Origin of the sequence: Affinundibacterium amnicola, from assembly GCF_014284275.1 — a bacterium.
GTDB lineage: Bacteria > Pseudomonadota > Gammaproteobacteria > Burkholderiales > Burkholderiaceae_D > Undibacterium > Undibacterium amnicola.
On sequence record NZ_JACOFU010000004.1, the window covers coordinates 79,416 to 97,643 of the forward strand.

At 45.9% G+C, this 18,228-nt stretch carries 11 protein-coding genes; 6 read left to right on the forward strand and 5 right to left on the reverse strand.

Annotation, left to right across the window (positions count from 1 at the left end; genetic code table 11):
- The first annotated feature begins 10 nt into the window (after positions 1 to 10).
- The gene (locus H8K33_RS10985; RefSeq protein WP_186891081.1) at positions 11 to 256 is read left to right on the forward strand and encodes a hypothetical protein; all 246 of its coding nucleotides are present in this window, start codon (positions 11 to 13) and stop codon (positions 254 to 256) included.
- Here H8K33_RS10985 and H8K33_RS10990 read toward each other — a convergent pair.
- Together H8K33_RS10990 and H8K33_RS10995 are read right to left on the reverse strand one after the other, a co-directional pair.
- Positions 253 to 555 carry a helix-hairpin-helix domain-containing protein gene (locus H8K33_RS10990; protein WP_186891082.1) on the reverse strand — a complete coding sequence of 101 codons (303 nt, stop codon included), beginning with the start codon at positions 553 to 555 and terminating at the stop codon, positions 253 to 255. The genes H8K33_RS10985 and H8K33_RS10990 overlap by 4 nt on opposite strands.
- A gap of 34 nt (positions 556 to 589) precedes the next feature.
- Positions 590 to 1,228 carry an immunity protein Imm33 domain-containing protein gene (locus H8K33_RS10995; protein ID WP_186891083.1) on the reverse strand — a complete coding sequence of 213 codons (639 nt, stop codon included), beginning with the start codon at positions 1,226 to 1,228 and terminating at the stop codon, positions 590 to 592.
- Positions 1,229 to 2,356: 1,128 nt separating this feature from the next.
- Between H8K33_RS10995 and H8K33_RS11000 the strand changes: the two genes are divergently transcribed.
- The 4 genes from H8K33_RS11000 (at position 2,357) to lpdA (ending at position 7,556) form a co-directional block, all read left to right on the forward strand.
- Positions 2,357 to 3,589 (forward strand): 3-methyl-2-oxobutanoate dehydrogenase (2-methylpropanoyl-transferring) subunit alpha, encoded by a 1,233-nt coding sequence (locus H8K33_RS11000; RefSeq protein WP_186891084.1) that lies wholly within the window; start codon positions 2,357 to 2,359, stop codon positions 3,587 to 3,589.
- Between the two features lie 2 nt (positions 3,590 to 3,591).
- Positions 3,592 to 4,629: an alpha-ketoacid dehydrogenase subunit beta gene (locus tag H8K33_RS11005; RefSeq protein ID WP_186891085.1), complete on the forward strand. Its 1,038-nt coding sequence runs from the start codon at positions 3,592 to 3,594 to the stop codon at positions 4,627 to 4,629.
- A gap of 1 nt (position 4,630) precedes the next feature.
- Complete coding sequence (locus tag H8K33_RS11010; RefSeq protein ID WP_186891086.1) at positions 4,631 to 5,947, forward strand: dihydrolipoamide acetyltransferase family protein; 1,317 nt, start codon at positions 4,631 to 4,633, stop codon at positions 5,945 to 5,947.
- A gap of 199 nt (positions 5,948 to 6,146) precedes the next feature.
- Entirely contained in the window at positions 6,147 to 7,556 is a 1,410-nt protein-coding gene (gene lpdA / locus H8K33_RS11015; RefSeq protein ID WP_343043820.1) for a dihydrolipoyl dehydrogenase, read from the forward strand.
- Between the two features lie 119 nt (positions 7,557 to 7,675).
- On the opposite strand, the gene H8K33_RS11020 is transcribed toward lpdA, so the two are convergent.
- Entirely contained in the window at positions 7,676 to 8,128 is a 453-nt protein-coding gene (locus H8K33_RS11020) for a hypothetical protein (protein WP_186891088.1), read from the reverse strand.
- 538 nt (positions 8,129 to 8,666) lie between these two features.
- On the opposite strand from H8K33_RS11020, the gene H8K33_RS11025 reads away from it, so the two are divergent.
- The gene (locus H8K33_RS11025; protein WP_186891089.1) at positions 8,667 to 12,542 is read left to right on the forward strand and encodes an ATP-binding protein; all 3,876 of its coding nucleotides are present in this window, start codon (positions 8,667 to 8,669) and stop codon (positions 12,540 to 12,542) included.
- Positions 12,543 to 12,638: 96 nt separating this feature from the next.
- On the opposite strand, the gene H8K33_RS11030 is transcribed toward H8K33_RS11025, so the two are convergent.
- Complete coding sequence (locus H8K33_RS11030; RefSeq protein ID WP_186891090.1) at positions 12,639 to 15,917, reverse strand: M16 family metallopeptidase; 3,279 nt, start codon at positions 15,915 to 15,917, stop codon at positions 12,639 to 12,641.
- A gap of 190 nt (positions 15,918 to 16,107) precedes the next feature.
- Positions 16,108 to 18,063 carry a methyl-accepting chemotaxis protein gene (locus H8K33_RS11035; protein ID WP_186891091.1) on the reverse strand — a complete coding sequence of 652 codons (1,956 nt, stop codon included), beginning with the start codon at positions 18,061 to 18,063 and terminating at the stop codon, positions 16,108 to 16,110.
- Positions 18,064 to 18,228 lie beyond the last annotated feature (165 nt).

The window sequence follows — 18,228 nt, forward strand, 5'->3', positions numbered from 1 at the left end:
AGCAAGCAGCATGCTGCTCGAAACCCTGACTTCACCGTCAAGGCGCGCCGCAGCGAATTTTAACTGTGGCACTGTAAGCGACTTGCAACAACGCCATGTGTCCATTTCGGCCATTCCCGAAGGGTTCTTAGCAAAACGCACGATGGACAGCGTTGCATCTCTTGCTGGGGCGGCCAGCCGCAGCGGCGAGATGCGCCTTGCCATCCTGCGTTTTGCTAAGAACGCATTGCCCAAATATTATGTCAACACGCCCTAGCTAGTTTGCCCGCTACAAATCAGCATCTGCTTGCGTTCTTCGGTGAACTTCCACCACGCCTGCGCTGGTTCACCTGCCATAAAACGCGTAATGGATATAAACACGTCTATCATGCAAGGATCGTGTCTTTGCTGCGTCAGTACACACAATTCCTGATACATCTGGAGAGGATCACGCCCAATTAATTGCTCAGGATAAGTAATACCCAACACAATCAAATCTGCAGCACATGCCTTACCAATGTTCGGCAAATCAGTCAGGTCTCGCAGGTGTTCACGACAAACTTTATCAGGATGCATAAGTAGAAGTTTCGCTGGTAACTCAGTTGGTAAATCAATCGGCTAAGGGCTGTTCTTCAAACATCTTAGTTTGTTCATTCCACAAATATTCCACTTCATGTGTAAAGGGAAGGTCAATCAGTGACCGAAATTTATCATCGATATTTAGAACTGCACCTAAGGAAACAAAGTGCCAGTTTTTGGCGTCATCGCAATATTCATCAGTTTCATCGCCTGCCGCCAAAGTCCAGCCACTAAATCGACGCTCAATATCTTCAGCCTCAAGCGCTTCGCGATAAAGCATATTCACCGGACGCCGATCTTGCAACACTGCACTAGTGACAAAGCATCGCTCGTTATATTTATCTGCCAAGCTGGGAATTGGATCATCTTTTTGGGATTGAATAATATGACAAGAAGAAAAAGCGATCTCATCATGTAAATGCAAGTCAGGAATAAAACGCGGCGTATTGTCTAATCTACCTAGAAATTGATCTCCGTCACGAGAGATAATTTCAACCCACATGCGCTCGGCAGTACACCCCTGATCATTTTCAGTTTCGCATTCAAAAATCAGCTTAATCAGATCACCCGCTTGCAGTTGCGCGATTAGCTCCGCTGAAGGCAGATAAAAAGTGTAAGGTGCTTCAATCGCACGACCTGATACATCTTCGAGTTTGCAAGTTTTGGACATGATGATTTGGTTTGATGTTTGAAGTTATTAGTCTACTCGAAAAAATCTCTGAGATTAAGCAGTGCCAATCTCGCATCTACACAAACAATAGGCATTATTCGACTGCTTTTTTTCAAAGTTATTGACCGATGACGCAATCAGCAGCAAGATCACAAACGAACACTTACAAATAAATTTCAAGATTCGAAAAAATGAAGCATATGCTGTTCACATGCGAAGTTTCCAATGAAATCAAGCATTCCATATTGCGACAACAACTAAAGAGAACATGCGAGCACACGAACTTAAAGATATTGCTGCGGGGATTTGCGGCTCTTTCATCAGTCGAAACAATGAAATAGAAGGATACTGGGCGCTGGGAAAGATCTATCTGTATGCAAAAGAATTGAAACTCAATAGCATAGAACTAGATTTACTGAAGAAGAATAGTCGCCCCAGTCCAACGATATATTCTGGCGTCCTAGAGTACTACGCATTGTGGCTAAGAAATCGACTACTGAAAAATCGGAATGGACATAATGTATGTAAGGCTACGGTCACACTTAACTTTCATATTTCAAGCGATACAGTACATTTACCCCGTCGCGAAACTTGGGGAGACTTATTCGAGGTTTCGGTCGTCATTTCAAACACAAAGGGGCGTGAAGCAAGGATAAAAAATTACGGCTATTGCGCACCACACGATCCTAATCGCGAATCAAGAAGTTGCCGCTAACATAAACAACATCTAAGCAAAGTAAAAGAACCGACGGTTAACTAAATCAAGCAAAAACGTCGCTAAATGACAGATGATTCAAGCGGGCCTCTCGATCACAAACACATCTATCATAACGACGCACGAATGCGGCAGCGCAGCATTTTAATTTCTTAGAATCCCTCTTCACTTAGCAAAATAAATCAAGCACAAAATTTCTTAGACAAGATCAACAAACAAGCTAACTTTACTTGCCAATAGCATGTGTTTTGTGGATACTTTGCGCCAGAAAGATTGAAGGCTTTCGAGGCGTGTAACTCCACAAGATTTAAACGCCACAATTAAAGAGGAATGCTGCACCACAACAAAGGTGCAGTAAAAAATGACCACAATTGCCTAACATTGCTTAACACAATTGAGCAAGGAGACAAACCATGCCACACTCAGAACCGTTACGTCTGCACGTACCGGAACCCACCGGCCGTCCCGGCCAGACTACCGATTTTTCTTATTTGCGACTATCGCCTGCGGGTGAAGTGCGACGCCCTGAAGTGGATGTCACACCGGTCGATACGCGCGATATCGCTTACTCGCTGATACGTGTCTTGGACGAGCATGGCAATGCCGTTGGTCCTTGGGCACCAGACATCAGCATAGAAACCCTGCGCGCTGGTATGCGTGCGATGATGAAGACGCGCATTTTCGACTCGCGTATGTTGATCGCACAGCGCCAAAAGAAAATGTCTTTCTATATGCAAAGCCTGGGCGAAGAAGCGATCGGTGCTGCACAAGCAATGGCCTTGAATCGCGACGATATGTGCTTCCCTACCTATCGCCAACAAAGTATTTTAATGGCGCGCGATGTGCCCTTGCATGGTTTGATTTGCCAACTCATGTCGAATGAAGGTGATCCACTCAAGGGTCGCCAATTGCCAGTCATGTATTCGATTAAAGAAGCCGGCTTCTTTTCTATTTCTGGTAATCTCGCGACGCAATACATACAAGCGGTCGGCTGGGCGATGGCATCGGCGATTAAGAACGATACCAAGATCGCTTCGGCATGGATAGGCGATGGCGCAACTGCCGAAGCTGACTTCGACACCGCACTGACTTTCGCCCACGTCTATCACGCACCAGTGATTTTGAATGTGGTGAATAATCAATGGGCTATCTCGACTTTCCAAGCGATTGCTGGTGGCGAGAATACGACTTTTGCAGCACGCGGCGTCGGTTGTGGGATTGCATCTCTACGCGTTGATGGCAATGATTTTCTTGCGGTGTATGCGGCATCCAAATGGGCGGCAGAACGTGCGCGCAGCAATCTTGGCCCTACGCTGATTGAATGGGTCACTTATCGTGCAGGTCCGCATTCTACATCGGATGACCCATCGAAATACCGTCCTTTAGATGACGCGAATCACTTCCCCTTAGGTGATCCGATTGCGCGTTTAAAACAATACTTGATCAATCAAGGCGCATGGTCAGAACAAGAACATGAGGATACCCAAAAAGAATTAGAGGCGATGGTGATCGCTGCGCAGAAAGAAGCTGAGAAATTTGGCTCTCTGGCAGACAACCATGTATTTAGTCCGGCAGAAATGTTTGAGGACATCTATGAGCAAATGCCTGAGCATTTGCGTCAGCAACGCCAACAATTGGGGATCTAAAAATGAGTAACGATGTAAAGGGAAAATCCACGCCCATGACCATGATTCAGGCGCTACGTTCAGCGATGGATGTGATGTTAGAGCGTGATAATGATGTGGTGGTGTTCGGCCAAGACGTTGGTTATTTCGGTGGTGTATTCCGTTGCACCGAAGGCCTGCAAAAAAAATACGGTAAGTCACGTGTCTTCGATGCGCCAATTTCTGAAAGCGGTATCGTGGGTGTGGCAGTCGGTATGGGCGCTTATGGTTTACGTCCCGTTATCGAAATTCAATTCGCTGATTATATTTATCCGGCTTACGATCAAATTGTTTCTGAAGCAGCGCGTTTGCGTTTTCGCTCTGCCGGTGATTTCACCGCACCATTAACGATACGTACGCCTTGTGGCGGTGGTATTTATGGTGGACAAACGCACAGCCAAAGTCCGGAAGCGGTGTTCACCCATGTGTGTGGTTTACGCACGGTGATGCCATCCAATCCTTATGATGCGAAAGGTCTGTTGATCGCCTCGATAGAGAATAATGATCCGGTGATTTTCTTAGAACCTAAGCGCATTTATAACGGTCCGTTTAATGGTCATCATGATCAACCTGTTGTTCCTTGGTCTAAACATCCTATGGGCGATGTGCCTGAAGGTTATTACACGGTGCCATTGGAATCAGCATCGGTTTTCCGCGAGGGTAAAGATCTGACCGTGCTCACTTACGGCACGATGGTGTGGGTGTCTGAAGCGGCTGCGGCGGAAAGTGGTGTCGATGCCGAGATCATCGATTTGCGTAGCATCTGGCCTTTGGATTTGCCGACTATCTTAGCCTCGGTGAAAAAAACAGGTCGTTGCGTCGTTGTGCATGAAGCGACGCGTACCAGCGGCTTCGGTGCTGAACTGACGGCACTCGTACAAGAGCATTGTTTCTACCATCTGGAAGCACCGATCGAACGCGTGACGGGTTGGGATACACCTTACCCGCATGCGCAAGAATGGGATTACTTCCCTGGTCCAGCCCGCGTTGCCGCGGCATTCAAACGTGCGATGGAGAAATAAGATGGGTATTCATGTCATTAAAATGCCGGATATCGGCGAAGGTATTGCAGAAGTTGAGTTAGTCGCGTGGAATGTCAAAGTCGGCGATATGATCACCGAAGATCAGGTGATGGCGGACGTCATGACGGACAAAGCCACCATCGAAATTCCTAGTCCTGTGCATGGCAAAGTGCTAGCGCTTGGCGGCGCTGCGGGTCAAGTCATGGCGGTGGGATCTGAGTTGATTCGGATTGAAGTCGAAGGTGCTGGGAATATGGATGCGAATGCAGCCTCAACAGCGCCTGCTCCTGCAAAAGCAGAACCAGTTGCAGTCGCAGCTGCGCCTGCGCCAGTTGTAGAGAAACCAGCAGCACAAACAGCGCCGCCGGCTAAAGCGCCTGTCGCGGCAACAGCCACTTCGGCAGCAAAAACCAGCAGCGTTCCAAGCGCAGCGCGCGCCAATGGTGAAAAACCCATCGCCTCCCCAGCGGTACGTCGCCGTGCTTGGGATCTGGGCGTGGAATTGCAATTCGTTCCTGGCACTGGCGCAGCAGGTCGTATTACGCAAGACGATTTAGATGCCTATGTTGCACGCGGCTCAACGCCGATTGCTTCTGGCGGCAATAGCTATCGCGAACTACATGAAGAAACCGCGATTCCCGTCATCGGTCTGCGTCGCAAAATCGCGCAAAAAATGCAGGACGCAAAACGTCGAATTCCACATTTCTCCTACGTCGAAGAGGTCGATGTCACGGAACTGGAAGCTCTGCGCACGCAACTCAATCAAAAGTGGGGTAAAGAACGCGGTAAGCTCAGTTTGTTACCCTTATTGATGCGTGCCGTCGTTTTAGCAGTACGCGACTATCCACAAATCAATGCACGCTACGATGATGAGGCTGGCGTAGTCACCCAATTTGCCGCCGTACATTTAGGCATTGCAGCGCAAACACCAGCAGGCTTGATGGTGCCCGTAGTGCGCCATGCCGAAGCACGTGATTTGTGGAGCAATGCAAATGAAATGGGACGATTAGCTGAAGCAGCCCGCATAGGCAAAGCGACACGGGAGGAATTATCAGGTTCGACAATTACGATCTCTAGCCTCGGCGCACTCGGCGGTATCGTTTCTACCCCCGTCATCAATTCACCTGAAGTTGCCATCATAGGTGTGAACAAAATGGTAGAACGCCCAATGATACGCAACGGCCAAATCGTCGCACGTAAGATGATGAATCTATCTTCGTCATTCGATCATCGCGTGGTCGATGGCATGGATGCTGCGCAATTTATTCAAGCGATACGCGGGTATTTGGAATGCCCGGCTACGCTGTTTATTGAGTGAGGTCGGAACGCAATGAACACCCCTTCCCCTTCAAGGGGAAGGCTGGGATGGGGATGGGATTTAGTTGTGCAACAGAGACTACTGATCGCGCTACAAAAACCCCATCTCCACCCTAACCCTCCCCTTGAAGGGGAGGGAATCTTCATCGTGATGACAACTAACATGAAGCCCGATTAACTCTATCAAGATTCAAGAAAATATTATGCAAACAACATCCACAACCCTAATCGTGATTGGCGGTGGCCCTGGCGGTTACATCGCTGCCATTCGCGCGGCACAACTCGGCATTGCCACCATACTCATCGAAGGCGATCAACTCGGCGGCACTTGCCTCAACATCGGCTGTATTCCATCCAAAGCCTTGATCCACGCCTCTGAGGAATTTGAAAAAGCCAAGCATTACTCACACGGTTCATCTATCGGCATACAAGTCAGCACTCCCAGCATCAACATAGTCCAAACCATCAGCTGGAAAGACGGCATCGTCAAACGCTTAACAACGGGCGTTGGTGCCTTGCTCAAAAAAAATGGCGCACAAGTGGTCAAAGGCTGGGCGCAAATTCTCGATGGTAAAACCGTCGCGGTAATGCAAGATGGCAAAGAGGTGCAACGTATCACTTGCCAACATCTATTAATCGCATCTGGTTCAACACCAGTAGAACTTCCTTTTATGCCCTTTGGTTCTGGCAGTGGCAAAGTCATCAGCTCAACCGAAGCCTTATCACCGACAGAAATTCCAAAGAAATTAGTGGTCGTCGGTGGCGGCTATATTGGTTTAGAACTCGGCATCGCGTATCGCAAGCTCGGTGCTGAAGTTAGCGTCGTGGAATCACTTGACCGTATCTTGCCTGCTTACGATGAAGACCTGACCAAGGTCGTCAAAACTGCACTCAAACAATTAGGTGTTGAAGTTCATCTCGGCCTTACCGTACAAGGTTTGAATGCAGATGAAAATGCAGTGCGCTTGAAAAACGCCGCCGGTGAAGAATCTGAACTCGCTTGCGATAAAGTCTTAGTAGCAGTTGGACGTCGCCCTCGCACGGAAGGTTTTGGCTTAGAAAGTTTAATGCTAGACATGAATGGCCGCGCCATCAAAATTGATGATCAATGCCGCACGTCTATGCGTGATGTATGGGCGATTGGCGACGTGGCAGGCGAACCTATGCTGGCTCACCGTGCGATGGCACAAGGCGAAATGGTGGCAGAAATCATCGCGGGCAAACGTCGTCATTTCACCCCGGCTTCTATCCCCGCCGTATGTTTCACCGATCCCGAATTAGTCGTGGTCGGCAAATCACCACAAGAAGCGCAAGCCGCAGGTATAGATTGCATCACAGCGATGTTCCCATTTGCGGCCAATGGTCGCTCCATGACTTTAGAATCGAGCGAAGGCTTTGTGCGTGTGGTGGCACGCAAAGACAATCACCTGATCGTCGGCTGGCAAGCCGTTGGCAAAGGGGTTTCTGAGCTGAGTGCAGCTTTTGGCTTATCACTCGAAATGGGGGCAACGCTCGAAGACGTCGCTGGCACGATTCATTCACATCCAACTTTGGGCGAAGCGGTGCAAGAAGCCGCGCTGCGTGCTCTAGGACACGCTTTGCATATTTAAAATATAGGCATGTAAAGAACAATGAAAAAATGTCGGCACACAAAGTACCTCTGTGACCGACATTTTTCATAAAAACATAAAAGATTCCTCTAAAATACTTTCGTAACTTTAAGTTGCCATCACAAACCACTAACACCCTTCACCAGATAACGATGGGTATGTTTATCCATACGAATAGAAACTAAACCTTCCGCCCAACAGGCTTCTTCACCTGCTTTCAATTTCAATTTCACTTGTAGGCGCAATTGGTCTTTGGCATAAACTTGTTGGCGCGTTGCGCCGGTTTTGCAATCTGCTGTTGACTCTGCTTGTAGCGCACGCAATTCGGTTCGCACGCCATTCAAATTAATGATCGCTGATTTAGTATCGTTGCTGATCAAGAGTACTAAAGCGCCGCTGCCATAGCTGCCCTCATCTTTGGAAAAACTTGCGATACGAAATTCGTAAGGTGCGTGCAGAGATTTGCTTTCTTGACGATCTAATTCCTGTAAAGCCACTTGCTGTGCGATTGCGAGACTGTTTAACTGCAAGCTGAAAATAAGCAAGCCAAACTTCAAATGAAAAGCGCGCATCTTCATGTTCCTTTTTTATTTTTACAGTGACAAATTCAATCCAAAATTCTCCATCAGAGCATAGATCAAAGAATATGCTTCAAGTTCCATTTCCAAGCAGAGTGAACGAAACAACATACATAAAATGGGACTGATACAAAATCGCGCTAGCGTCTGTTTTGGGTAAGCCCTGATAAAAAATCAGCTTAAAAAAAGCATTTGCAAGTCAATACCCTCGTTTCATTCAAGTAGCACATTTAGAAGCTGATATTCTGAATTAAGGTTTATTGACAAGTAAATAATCCAAAATGATCTCATGCGCCTTAAATGTGAACATACAGCAACTAATTCGCAGTAATAAGCAGCATCACCAAGGGTACAACAAAAATTCGATGCTAAATTAGTGCTGTACGTAAAATAAAAAATTAGGCTTCTAGAACGCATAATAAGTTCGTACAAAAAATTTGCATTTACATAAAAATCCTTGGGCCGAAAGGGAGCGTGCGCGGTGATGTCATCTTGGAATGCATTAAGGCTCCAAATCAGAACTTGCCTTCACATGAGCCTTTTCTGCGTATCGATTTCTGTCTGCGCACAGGCGATACCGCGCGCTGATTCTATAGCCGCCATGTCTGGCGCTCCACTCATTAATAATTACGATTCAAAAACTTATAAAGCACATAGCCAAAATTGGATTTCCGTTCAAGATAAGCGCGGCGTTTTATACTTCGGTAATTCATCAGGTTTAATTGAGTTTGACGGACAGCGCTGGCAATCGATTAGCACCAAGGGAAATCCTATGATGCGGGCATTGGCGATTGCTTCTGATCAAACAATTTTTTATGGTTCTATTGGTGATCTTGGTTATCTGGCTGTCGACAAAAAAGGCAAAGTAGAAGCTATCTCGCTGCTTGAAAAAATTCCCGAGAATGAACGCAATTTCAACGACGTGTGGCAGATTGAAGCAACCTCTCACGGTGTGTATTTTTTAACCCGCAGCAGAATTTTTCGTTTTTTTCAGGGGCAGATCAGCGTCTTGAGTGGCAAGTTCGCATCCTCTCAAGCGATGGTGATGAACGATCATCTTTTGTATGTGGACAGTGAGCTTGGTCTCAGCATGATCGCTGCTGGAAAGATTATTCCTCTTCCCGATTTTGCACAGGTTGGCAATGGAAAACGTGTGGTATTAAGTTACTTTGGTCCTCATCAAGTACTGGCTGCACGCGCCTCTGGCGACTTCCTCAGATTAGATTTCTCACCGCTGTGGAATGCTGCGCAGAAAAGCTATCAATCGCTCAGCCGCGATCAATCGGCACCTCTCGTACACAAGTTCGCAACAGAAATCGATCATCTAACTGACACCAATAATCTCTTCCTTTACAAGATGATTCCGGTTGGTGAACATCTGTTCGCGATCAGCACGATCAAAGGCGGCATCATTTTGCTCAATCGCCAAGGTAAAGTCCATGCTGCGATTACGCGTAATGCGGGATTAATCGACAATACCGTCGCTAGTGTGATGTTAGATCGAGCCAATAATTTATGGGCGAGTACGAATTCAGGCATCTCGCACATCGAATTGAGCCTGCCACAAACGGTCTACACTAACCGCAACGGCATTGATGGCATCTCTATTTCTAGTATCGCGCATCGTGGTGAATTTTATGTTGGCACTTATCAAAACGTACTCCGCAAGCTGCCGTTTCATTATCAACAAAAACAAGACGCGCCACAGTTTGTTGCGATCCCTAACAGCCCGGGCGAAATCTGGCAGTTCAAAGAAATCGCTGGTGACTTGATGATTGCCTCCAGCCGAGGCTTATTCAGACTGGTCGATAATCAAACACAACGCATTGCTGGCTCAGGAAGCGACGGCTATGCAATTGGCAGCTCACCGCGCTGGCCCGACTATCTGTTTATGGGGAAAATGGGTGGGCTAGAAATCTTCAAACGTGAAAATGGACAATGGAAATTATTCAGTCAAGTTCCGCAAATTCACGAAAATATTCGCCGGATTACCGCCGATGCCAGCGGTGATCTCTGGCTATCAACTGAAGTACAAGGATTACTGCGGCTTCACTTTGTTGGTGACGATCCTAGCCAGGTAAGTATTCACAGAATCGGCATCAAGCATGGACTGCCGCAGTTGATTGGAAATCGTGCAAAATTTATCGACGACACCTTGTTCTCAATCACCAGCAAGGGGCTATACAGCGCAAAAATTGCGCCTTGGTCAGATGCATCTGATCAAACGCAATTTAGTCCAGACGCACGCTTCGGCAAGCAATTTAGTGATGGCAGTATGAACGTCAGCGATCTCAATTCAGATCAACATGGCGGCTACTTATTGCAAACTTCGGAAGGCGTACAATTGCTAGAAAAAAGTCATGATGGGACTTTTCTCAACAAGAATCAGGCATTTCGTGGATTAATCACTAGCGATGAGTCACTGTATGTTCATCCCGACGGTAGTATTTGGTTACCGGGTGAAAATCTATACCGTGTTCAGACACAAACCGACAAAGACTATACACAAAGCTTTTCGGCGATGATCAGACGAGTTGCAGCCAATACGACCGAAAGCATTTTCGAAGGCAGCTTTGGCAAGCAAACAAGGAGCATTCAAGATGCGTCAACAGTTTTTCACTTAACGCAAGCGGCGCAAGACATCCCTCAACTGAGCTATCAACAAAATGCCTTAATGTTTGAGTTCGCCGCTGATTTTTACGAGAAGCCAGGCAGTACACAATTTCAATATCGGTTAGAGGGATTTGATCACCATTGGAGCGAATGGACGCGGATTAGCGCCAAGGAATACACCAATATCCCAGAAGGAAAATATCGCTTTCAGGTAAGAGCGAAAAACATTTATGGCAAACTGGCAGAAGAAGCTGCTTATCAATTCACGATACTTCCGCCTTGGTATCGAACGCATTGGGCTTATGCATTATGGTTCATCCTAATCGGCACGACGATCCTCGGTGGCATGCAGCTTTATACAATACGGCTACGCAAGAATAAAAAACGTTTAGAACACGAAGTGATCGAACGCACGCGTGAAGCAATCTTACAAAAAGACGCAGCAGATCAGGCGCGTCATAAAATCGCGTTGCTCGCTGAAATGGGCAAGCAAATTACCTCATCGTTAGAAATCCACGCCATCGAAAAAAGCCTGTACACCTATGTGCAAGATCTGATACCGAGCAACACCTTTGGTATTGGCATCGTTGACTGGGAACACCGTGTGATTCGCTTCGATTACGTGATAGAAAATGGCAAGCCAATTCATTCTTATCAACGTAGCCTCGATGCAAGCGACCAACCTGCAACGCAATGCGTCTTATCGGCAAAAGAATTACTGGTCAATAATCTGACACTCGATACCAGAGAATTAGATAGCTTTATCAGCCTCGAATTTGATACTAGCCAGATCAAACAGGATGATGGCAAATCAAAGCCTATGCCGCGCTCAGCAATCTATGTTCCGATGATGTTGAATAATCGGGTGATGGGTGTAATCGCCTTGCAAAACGATGCCAGCAATTCTTATCATGAGAACGACATCACAATCTTGCGCTCATTAGGGTCTTACGCTGCCGTGGCATTTGACAACGCCAACTCTTATCATCGTTTGCAACTCACCCAAAGCAAATTAGTAGAACAAGAAAAATTAGCCGCGCTCGGCTCACTCGTCGCTGGTGTCGCACATGAACTCAATACACCGATAGGCAATAGCCTGCTCACCGCCAGCTCGCTTGATGAATTAAGCGCGCAATTGGGGCAAGATATTCAATCAGGCAGCATACGTCGTTCTCGCTTAGAAAATTTCAGCACACAAGCGAAGACAGCATGCACACTACTCATGCGAAATTTAGAAAACGCAGCCAATCTGATTACCAGCTTCAAGCAAATCGCCGTTGATCAAACCTCTGATAAACGACGCGTATTTAACTTACAAACTGTCACCACCGAAGTCGCATCAACCTTAGGCGGGCGGATACGGCGTGATCTTCATCAGCTAAAAATACAAATTCCCGCAAATATTGAAATGGATAGCTATCCGGGACCGTATGGGCAAGTCATCAGTAATATGATCATCAACGCTTTGCTACATGCTTTCGATGAAAATAAGAGCGGTGAAATCCGAATTATCGCAAGCCAGTTAAACGCGTCTCATGTCCGCATTCAAATCAAAGATAATGGAAAAGGCATCAGCGAAGACAACCTCAACCGCATCTTCGATCCTTTCTTCACCACCCGCATGGGGCAAGGTGGCAGCGGCTTAGGTTTGCATATCAGTTACAACATTGTGACGGCGATTTTGGGTGGCAGCATTAAAGTCAAAAGCCGTGTTAGTAAAGGAACGATATTTGAATTGATCCTGCCACTCTGTGCGCCAGAGGTTAACGCAGAAGAGCCACCTACGAATAACTAAAGGTGAGCAAAATTGCGGTAACACGAGGATAGACAAGCCAGGTCGCGTTACCCGCATTCGCGCAACATCACCCACAAACGCAAACTTACACACAACTCATTGAACGCGATTATCACAATGACTGATTTGTGCCGACACAGACTTCAATAGCTCAACTTCAGTCGTTAATAAATCGGCATATTTATTCAATTTTTCTAAAGATAGCTTTTCATCTTTCTGATTGGCGGTGCCCGCTAGCTTGACCAAATCAAAACGCGCCAACAAGATACGGATATGATCCAACTGCGTCTGCTTCGCTTTGGAAAGACATGTACTTACTTTCAAATCCCCGATTCTATCTTCCAGAGTTTTAAGCTCCAATATCTCTCGGGCACTATCCGAATAACTCCAGAATTCTTCATTTCTAGTTACAGACTTAGCCAGCGCTCTACTTATCGCAGCAAGCCTAATTGAGGTTTCATTAATCTGACTAGACCCAAGATCACGCGGTGTAATCTTTTTGTACGCTTCAATTTCAGCTTGCTCTATGACCGCCAAATTTTCTGGCTTAGCAACTAACTGCACATAATTTTCTTGATCCAAATAATAGTTCGCCGCCACACGTACCGACTCTGGAGAAATCGTCTTCAGTAATTTTTCCGGTGCAAATAATAATCGCGCAGTCGGCGTAGTTAACTTCGATTCAAGTAATTGCCTTGCCCAGTAATCGTCGTCCTGCAAGCGCTCTTTATGTAACTGCGTCCAAGCCTTTTTCACTTGATTGAGCTCTGCCATTGAAGGTGGGTCTTTTTGCAAACGTTGAATCTCTTGAAATAATGCGCTCACGACCGCATCAGTCTGCTCTGCCGCACATGGCAAAATAAAGGCCAACTGATATCGCCCCCCTGCGATGGGGAACAATTGGCTAGAAATACCGCTGGCATAAATTAGCTGGCGCTCTTCACGCAATGATTGTATTAATCGCAAACGCAAAATATCTGTCAGCAGCGTGAATCTTAGGCTTTCTTCCTCGGTGTAATTAAATGCACCATTGAATATAATCCGAACAGAAGCTTTGTTATCTTTGCCGACAAAGATTTCCTTCTTACGGATGCCGCGTTTAGGCAGAGGATATTCTGGCTGAATCTGATCTGCCTGTTCCTTGCCCGGTAAATTCGCCAGATACTTCCGCAGCAATGGGCGCATCGTATCTACATCAACATTGCCAACAAATACAAAATAGCTACCCGAAAAATTTTGATGTAGTTGATCAAAACTGGCAATCACCTTATCCATGTTGAGAGATTCGACCTCGTCAAACGGCGGAATAAACATAGCACGCGGATTGTTATCGTAAACCAGCTTAGTGAACTGATCATGGATAATCATCTCTGGTCTTTCAATCGCTTCCAATAAATTTCGCTTGATACGATCTAATCCAGAAGAAAATAGCGCTTTGCTTCTCGATGAGTTCACCAATCGTTGATAGTTCCACTGCAATAATGTCTCCAAGTCGAGCGTTGAGCTGCTCCCAGAAATCGTTTCGACATAAGGCGTCAAATTGATTCCAAGAGCCACCGTTTTCGGTTGCAAAAATTCTTGCACCGCGCGTGGTGAAAGATCATCAAACCCCATTGATAGGGTTAAATTGGGCGCATAGGTGGCACTTAACACTTGATTGATCGGCGCTTTAGAGCTGCCGCCCAGAGATTGATGGAACATACTGATTTTGTTATTCGTAAAGTCAGTTTTTTTGATGATGACCGTGACGCCATTTGACAAGCTGAATTCTGTCGTTCCGTAGATCACATTATGCGTTTCCGAAACAATCTTTCCAGCCGATGTTGGGGGTGTCTTTAGCAACGACTTGATTCCCGATCTCGCTACAACCTGCTCAACTTTTTGTGTTTGTGCATCCGCAATGGTGGCCAAGATAGTTTGTTTCGAGGGTAGCCATTCTTCGTCACTTTTTGGTGCAATATAAAGCATCTGCGGTTTACTCTCGGGCAGCAACTGGGCTTTCGCATAGTCATTTAACTCTTGCAAAGTAATGCTTGAATAGAGTGGCTGCATCAGATCCCAATACTGCGCTGTGCTTGTGAGATTCTCGCCAAAAGAAAAATGATTGACATAATCATTGACGAAAGAATCAGAACTCAATTTGTCTCGTTCAAGATACGATTGCTCAAATGAATTGAGTCTGACTTTGCGCCTGTCGTTTAATTCTGATTCTAAAAAACCATATTTCTGCACTTGTAATAGTCGTCCAATCACGGCCCTAATCGCCGCTTTTGCAGCCGATTGTGTACTTGCTGCATCAACCGGTTTAGGATACTCAAAAACAATCGCGCGTCGTTTCTTTGTTCTCAATAAATTCGAATTCAACGCAGCCGCACGAGTAAAGAGCGGGCTATAAGTACTTAGCCTATCGTCCAGCAAATCCCAGTAAAGCGTGCGAAGCATACCTTGACGCAATTCGCCTATCGTTTGAAATGGACCAAGATTTTGTACTTGATAAGTCAACTCTAATCGGTGTGTACTTTGCTGCGGATCAGTGAAAATCACTAAATTGGATTCGCCAAATTCAGGTAATTCTTGGGTAAACTGTTCCGCGTTTTGAGGCGGATTCTGCAACCCTGAAAACAATTTCTGAATGGCTTTTTCAAGGGCCAACGGATCAATGTCGCCAACCGCAATCAAAGCCATTTGATCTGGCCTATACATCTGCCGATACAGTTGCTGTAACATCGGCGCAGTGAAATTTTTACGTATGGCCTCCACGCCAATTGGCGAACGAGATGGATACTTTGTTCCTCGCAAAGTCAGATCGTAAGTTGCGGAAGTTTTCCTCAGTTCTAAGTTATTTCTAATTCGCTGTTCTTCTAAAATGATAGCCTCTTCGGCTGAAATATCATCTACACGTATCTCAACGTGTCCTGCGATATCGGCTAAAGCTGTCAAACCAATCTGCACATGTTCCTTTTTTGAACTTGGCAATGACATTTCATAACGAGTTAATTCATGTTCGGTATAAGCATTTAAGTCGCGTCCAAACTGCAAGCCAATTCCTTCCAACTTCGGTCGCAAGGTCTCGTTCTTAAAGTTCTTTGAATTCTTAAAAACCAAATGCTCAATAAAATGCGCAGCCCCCTGTTGCTGATCACTTTCGTGAATCGATCCGAACTTCACCAGCAAACGCAACTCCACTATCTGCTTAGGTTTGTCGTTCTTTTGAATGTAGTAAGTTAAGCCGTTTTTGAGTCTCCCAATTTTGACACTTGGGTCAACAGGTAAAGGTGAGGCGAGATCAACGGATGCAGTCGCAAAAAGGGACTGCAACAATAGACCAAATACCAAGACGAGCTTAGTGGGTGACAAGGAATGAAGCAAATTCATAGAGATGAGGCTAACGAAATATAAAATTATCTATTTTACATTACCATCAACACTCTATATGCATTGAATTCTTGCTGTCATAGTATAAACAACGAAATGACCTGAAGACGATCACAAAACTGCACTTGGCTTCATTAGAGTTCGCAGAGGCTAAAAGATATCGTCAACCCAGCACTGGTCGACTGGTCGTTTAATACCCCACCAACTTAGTCGCAGGAAGCGCATCAATTCTAAAGGTCTTCACTGATTCGGCGAGGAAATTAGCGCGTTCTTCTAAAGACATCACCGCGGCAGAAATTTCTTCGACCATCGCAGCATTTTGCTGGGTACTGGCATCGACTTCACGCACAGCCTCTGCCATCTCATTGATTTCATGTGATTGCTCGTTTGAACCCCGCGTAATTTGATCCATAATTACCGTGACGCTTTGGACCGAATTCACGATCTCTTTCATCGTGCTGCCAGCATCATTCACATAGCGCGCGCCCGATTCAATATCTTGTATCGAATCACGAATCAAATCACCAATTTCTTTCGCTGCACTGGCGCTACGTTGTGCCAAACTGCGCACTTCGGAGGCAACCACAGCGAAACCTCGACCCTGCTCACCAGCGCGTGCGGCCTCAACTGCGGCGTTCAATGCCAAGATATTGGTCTGAAAAGCGATGCCATTAATGACTTCGGTAATTTCGCCAATTTTACGAGATGAAATCGTGATTTTTTCCATCGTTTCTACAGCCTGAGAAACAATCACACCGCCTTTAGTAGCAACTTGAAATGCAGATAAAGCGAGTTGATCCGCTTGCTTCGCATTCTCTAAATTATGGGTCACTTTGGCAGCGAGAGAATCCATATTTTCAGCGGTGTGCTGAACCGTTCCTGCAATTCTGGCACCACGTTCTGCTAAATCATTATTGCCCGCAGCGATTTCAGTGGTAGCTAAACTAATCGACTCTGCCGATTCACGAACACCCGCGACGATCTTCGATAGCGCTTGCACACTCAGGCGGAAAATGTTGATCGATTCAGAAATTTCGTCGTTACCAATCGCGAGCTTTGATGTGGTCAGATCACCTTCGCCAAGCATGTTCACACGTTTAGACATGCTCTTAAAGCCACTCATTGAAGTCAAGTAAAAAGTGTATAAGGCATACATCGCAATAAATAGAGCAACAATCACGCCGATCAACATCAAGTTGCGATGACGGGTCAGGCTATCAACACGCAGTTCTAACGCCACACCTAAGGCTTTTAAAGTTTTTTCGGTCAATGCTTCGTTTGCATAAATCACCTCACTACCAGCGTTATAAATTGCTTTCGCTTGGCCGCTAACCTCCGCACCCATGATGGTGTTCTGAATCAATTTTAAGTACTCGTCAGTACGCTCAAATACCTGTTGGTCTATTCCCTTCAAGGCATCTGGATTAACTTTTTGCACTCTAGACAAAGCATCTTTTGCCTCTGCGGTATCGCGTTTGATCAATGCCATAAATGCGGCGATACGTGTTCTAATTGTCTCGGCCTGATCCGGTTTGGCAGCGACATATGCAACCAAGCCGCGCAATGGTGCTAGGTTTGAAGTCATCGCTGGCAATTTCTCGGTTGCTGCAACCATTAAGTAATAACTATCGACATCGGGATCAAGTGCCAAACTAGATTGTTCGGAAATCTGTCTGCGAATTTCCATCAAAGCATCATTCACTTTGGTGTATTTAGCAGTGATTTTAGCTGTTTCTGTGTAAGCCGTTTTCTCGGCGTCTACCCACGCTTCTTTCGCAGTGCTAAGAATCGGTTTTAGCTGAAACGGATCACGCTCAGTCAATATTTTTTCCAAACTATTAAAAGCTTTTTCAATGGCCGATGCTGCTTCATTGGTGACGGTTTTATCTTCCACCTCTAATAGCCGCAGTAAAGCCTGTCCACGATGCTGCAAAACCGCATCCATCAAGGGGTTAACGTGTTCGTGATAATAAACACCAGTCGATTCATGCTCTGCAAATTCAATATAAGCATTTGCTCTGCTTACGTATAAATACAGGAGCATCATCAACGGAATAAGCAGGGTGACGACAATAATCGAAAACTTCGCTGGCATACGCAAGCTGCGCATGATTTGTTTGCCTGGACCAAAGATATTGAAAGACAATTGCATTCCCCAAAACGAAAATAATTAGAATCGGCATGACCAATTTGGAGGGTCAATTATATTCGGTGATTTTTTCCGTACGGAAATCGATTGCAAAGAATGTGCACTTCAATTGTTAATTATTGTGAAGGCAGATCACGCGACGAACTTAGCACATCAAATTTG

Coding starts and splice junctions, on each gene's coding strand:
- H8K33_RS11025 (WP_186891089.1), top strand. CDS start 8,667: ATGAGCCTTTTCTGCGTATCGATTTCTGTCTGCGCACAGGCGATACCG.
- H8K33_RS11020 (WP_186891088.1), bottom strand. CDS start 8,128: ATGCGCGCTTTTCATTTGAAGTTTGGCTTGCTTATTTTCAGCTTGCAG.
- H8K33_RS10985 (WP_186891081.1), top strand. CDS start 11: ATGCTGCTCGAAACCCTGACTTCACCGTCAAGGCGCGCCGCAGCGAAT.
- H8K33_RS10990 (WP_186891082.1), bottom strand. CDS start 555: ATGCATCCTGATAAAGTTTGTCGTGAACACCTGCGAGACCTGACTGAT.
- H8K33_RS11030 (WP_186891090.1), bottom strand. CDS start 15,917: ATGAATTTGCTTCATTCCTTGTCACCCACTAAGCTCGTCTTGGTATTT.
- H8K33_RS11005 (WP_186891085.1), top strand. CDS start 3,592: ATGAGTAACGATGTAAAGGGAAAATCCACGCCCATGACCATGATTCAG.
- H8K33_RS11010 (WP_186891086.1), top strand. CDS start 4,631: ATGGGTATTCATGTCATTAAAATGCCGGATATCGGCGAAGGTATTGCA.
- H8K33_RS10995 (WP_186891083.1), bottom strand. CDS start 1,228: ATGTCCAAAACTTGCAAACTCGAAGATGTATCAGGTCGTGCGATTGAA.
- H8K33_RS11000 (WP_186891084.1), top strand. CDS start 2,357: ATGCCACACTCAGAACCGTTACGTCTGCACGTACCGGAACCCACCGGC.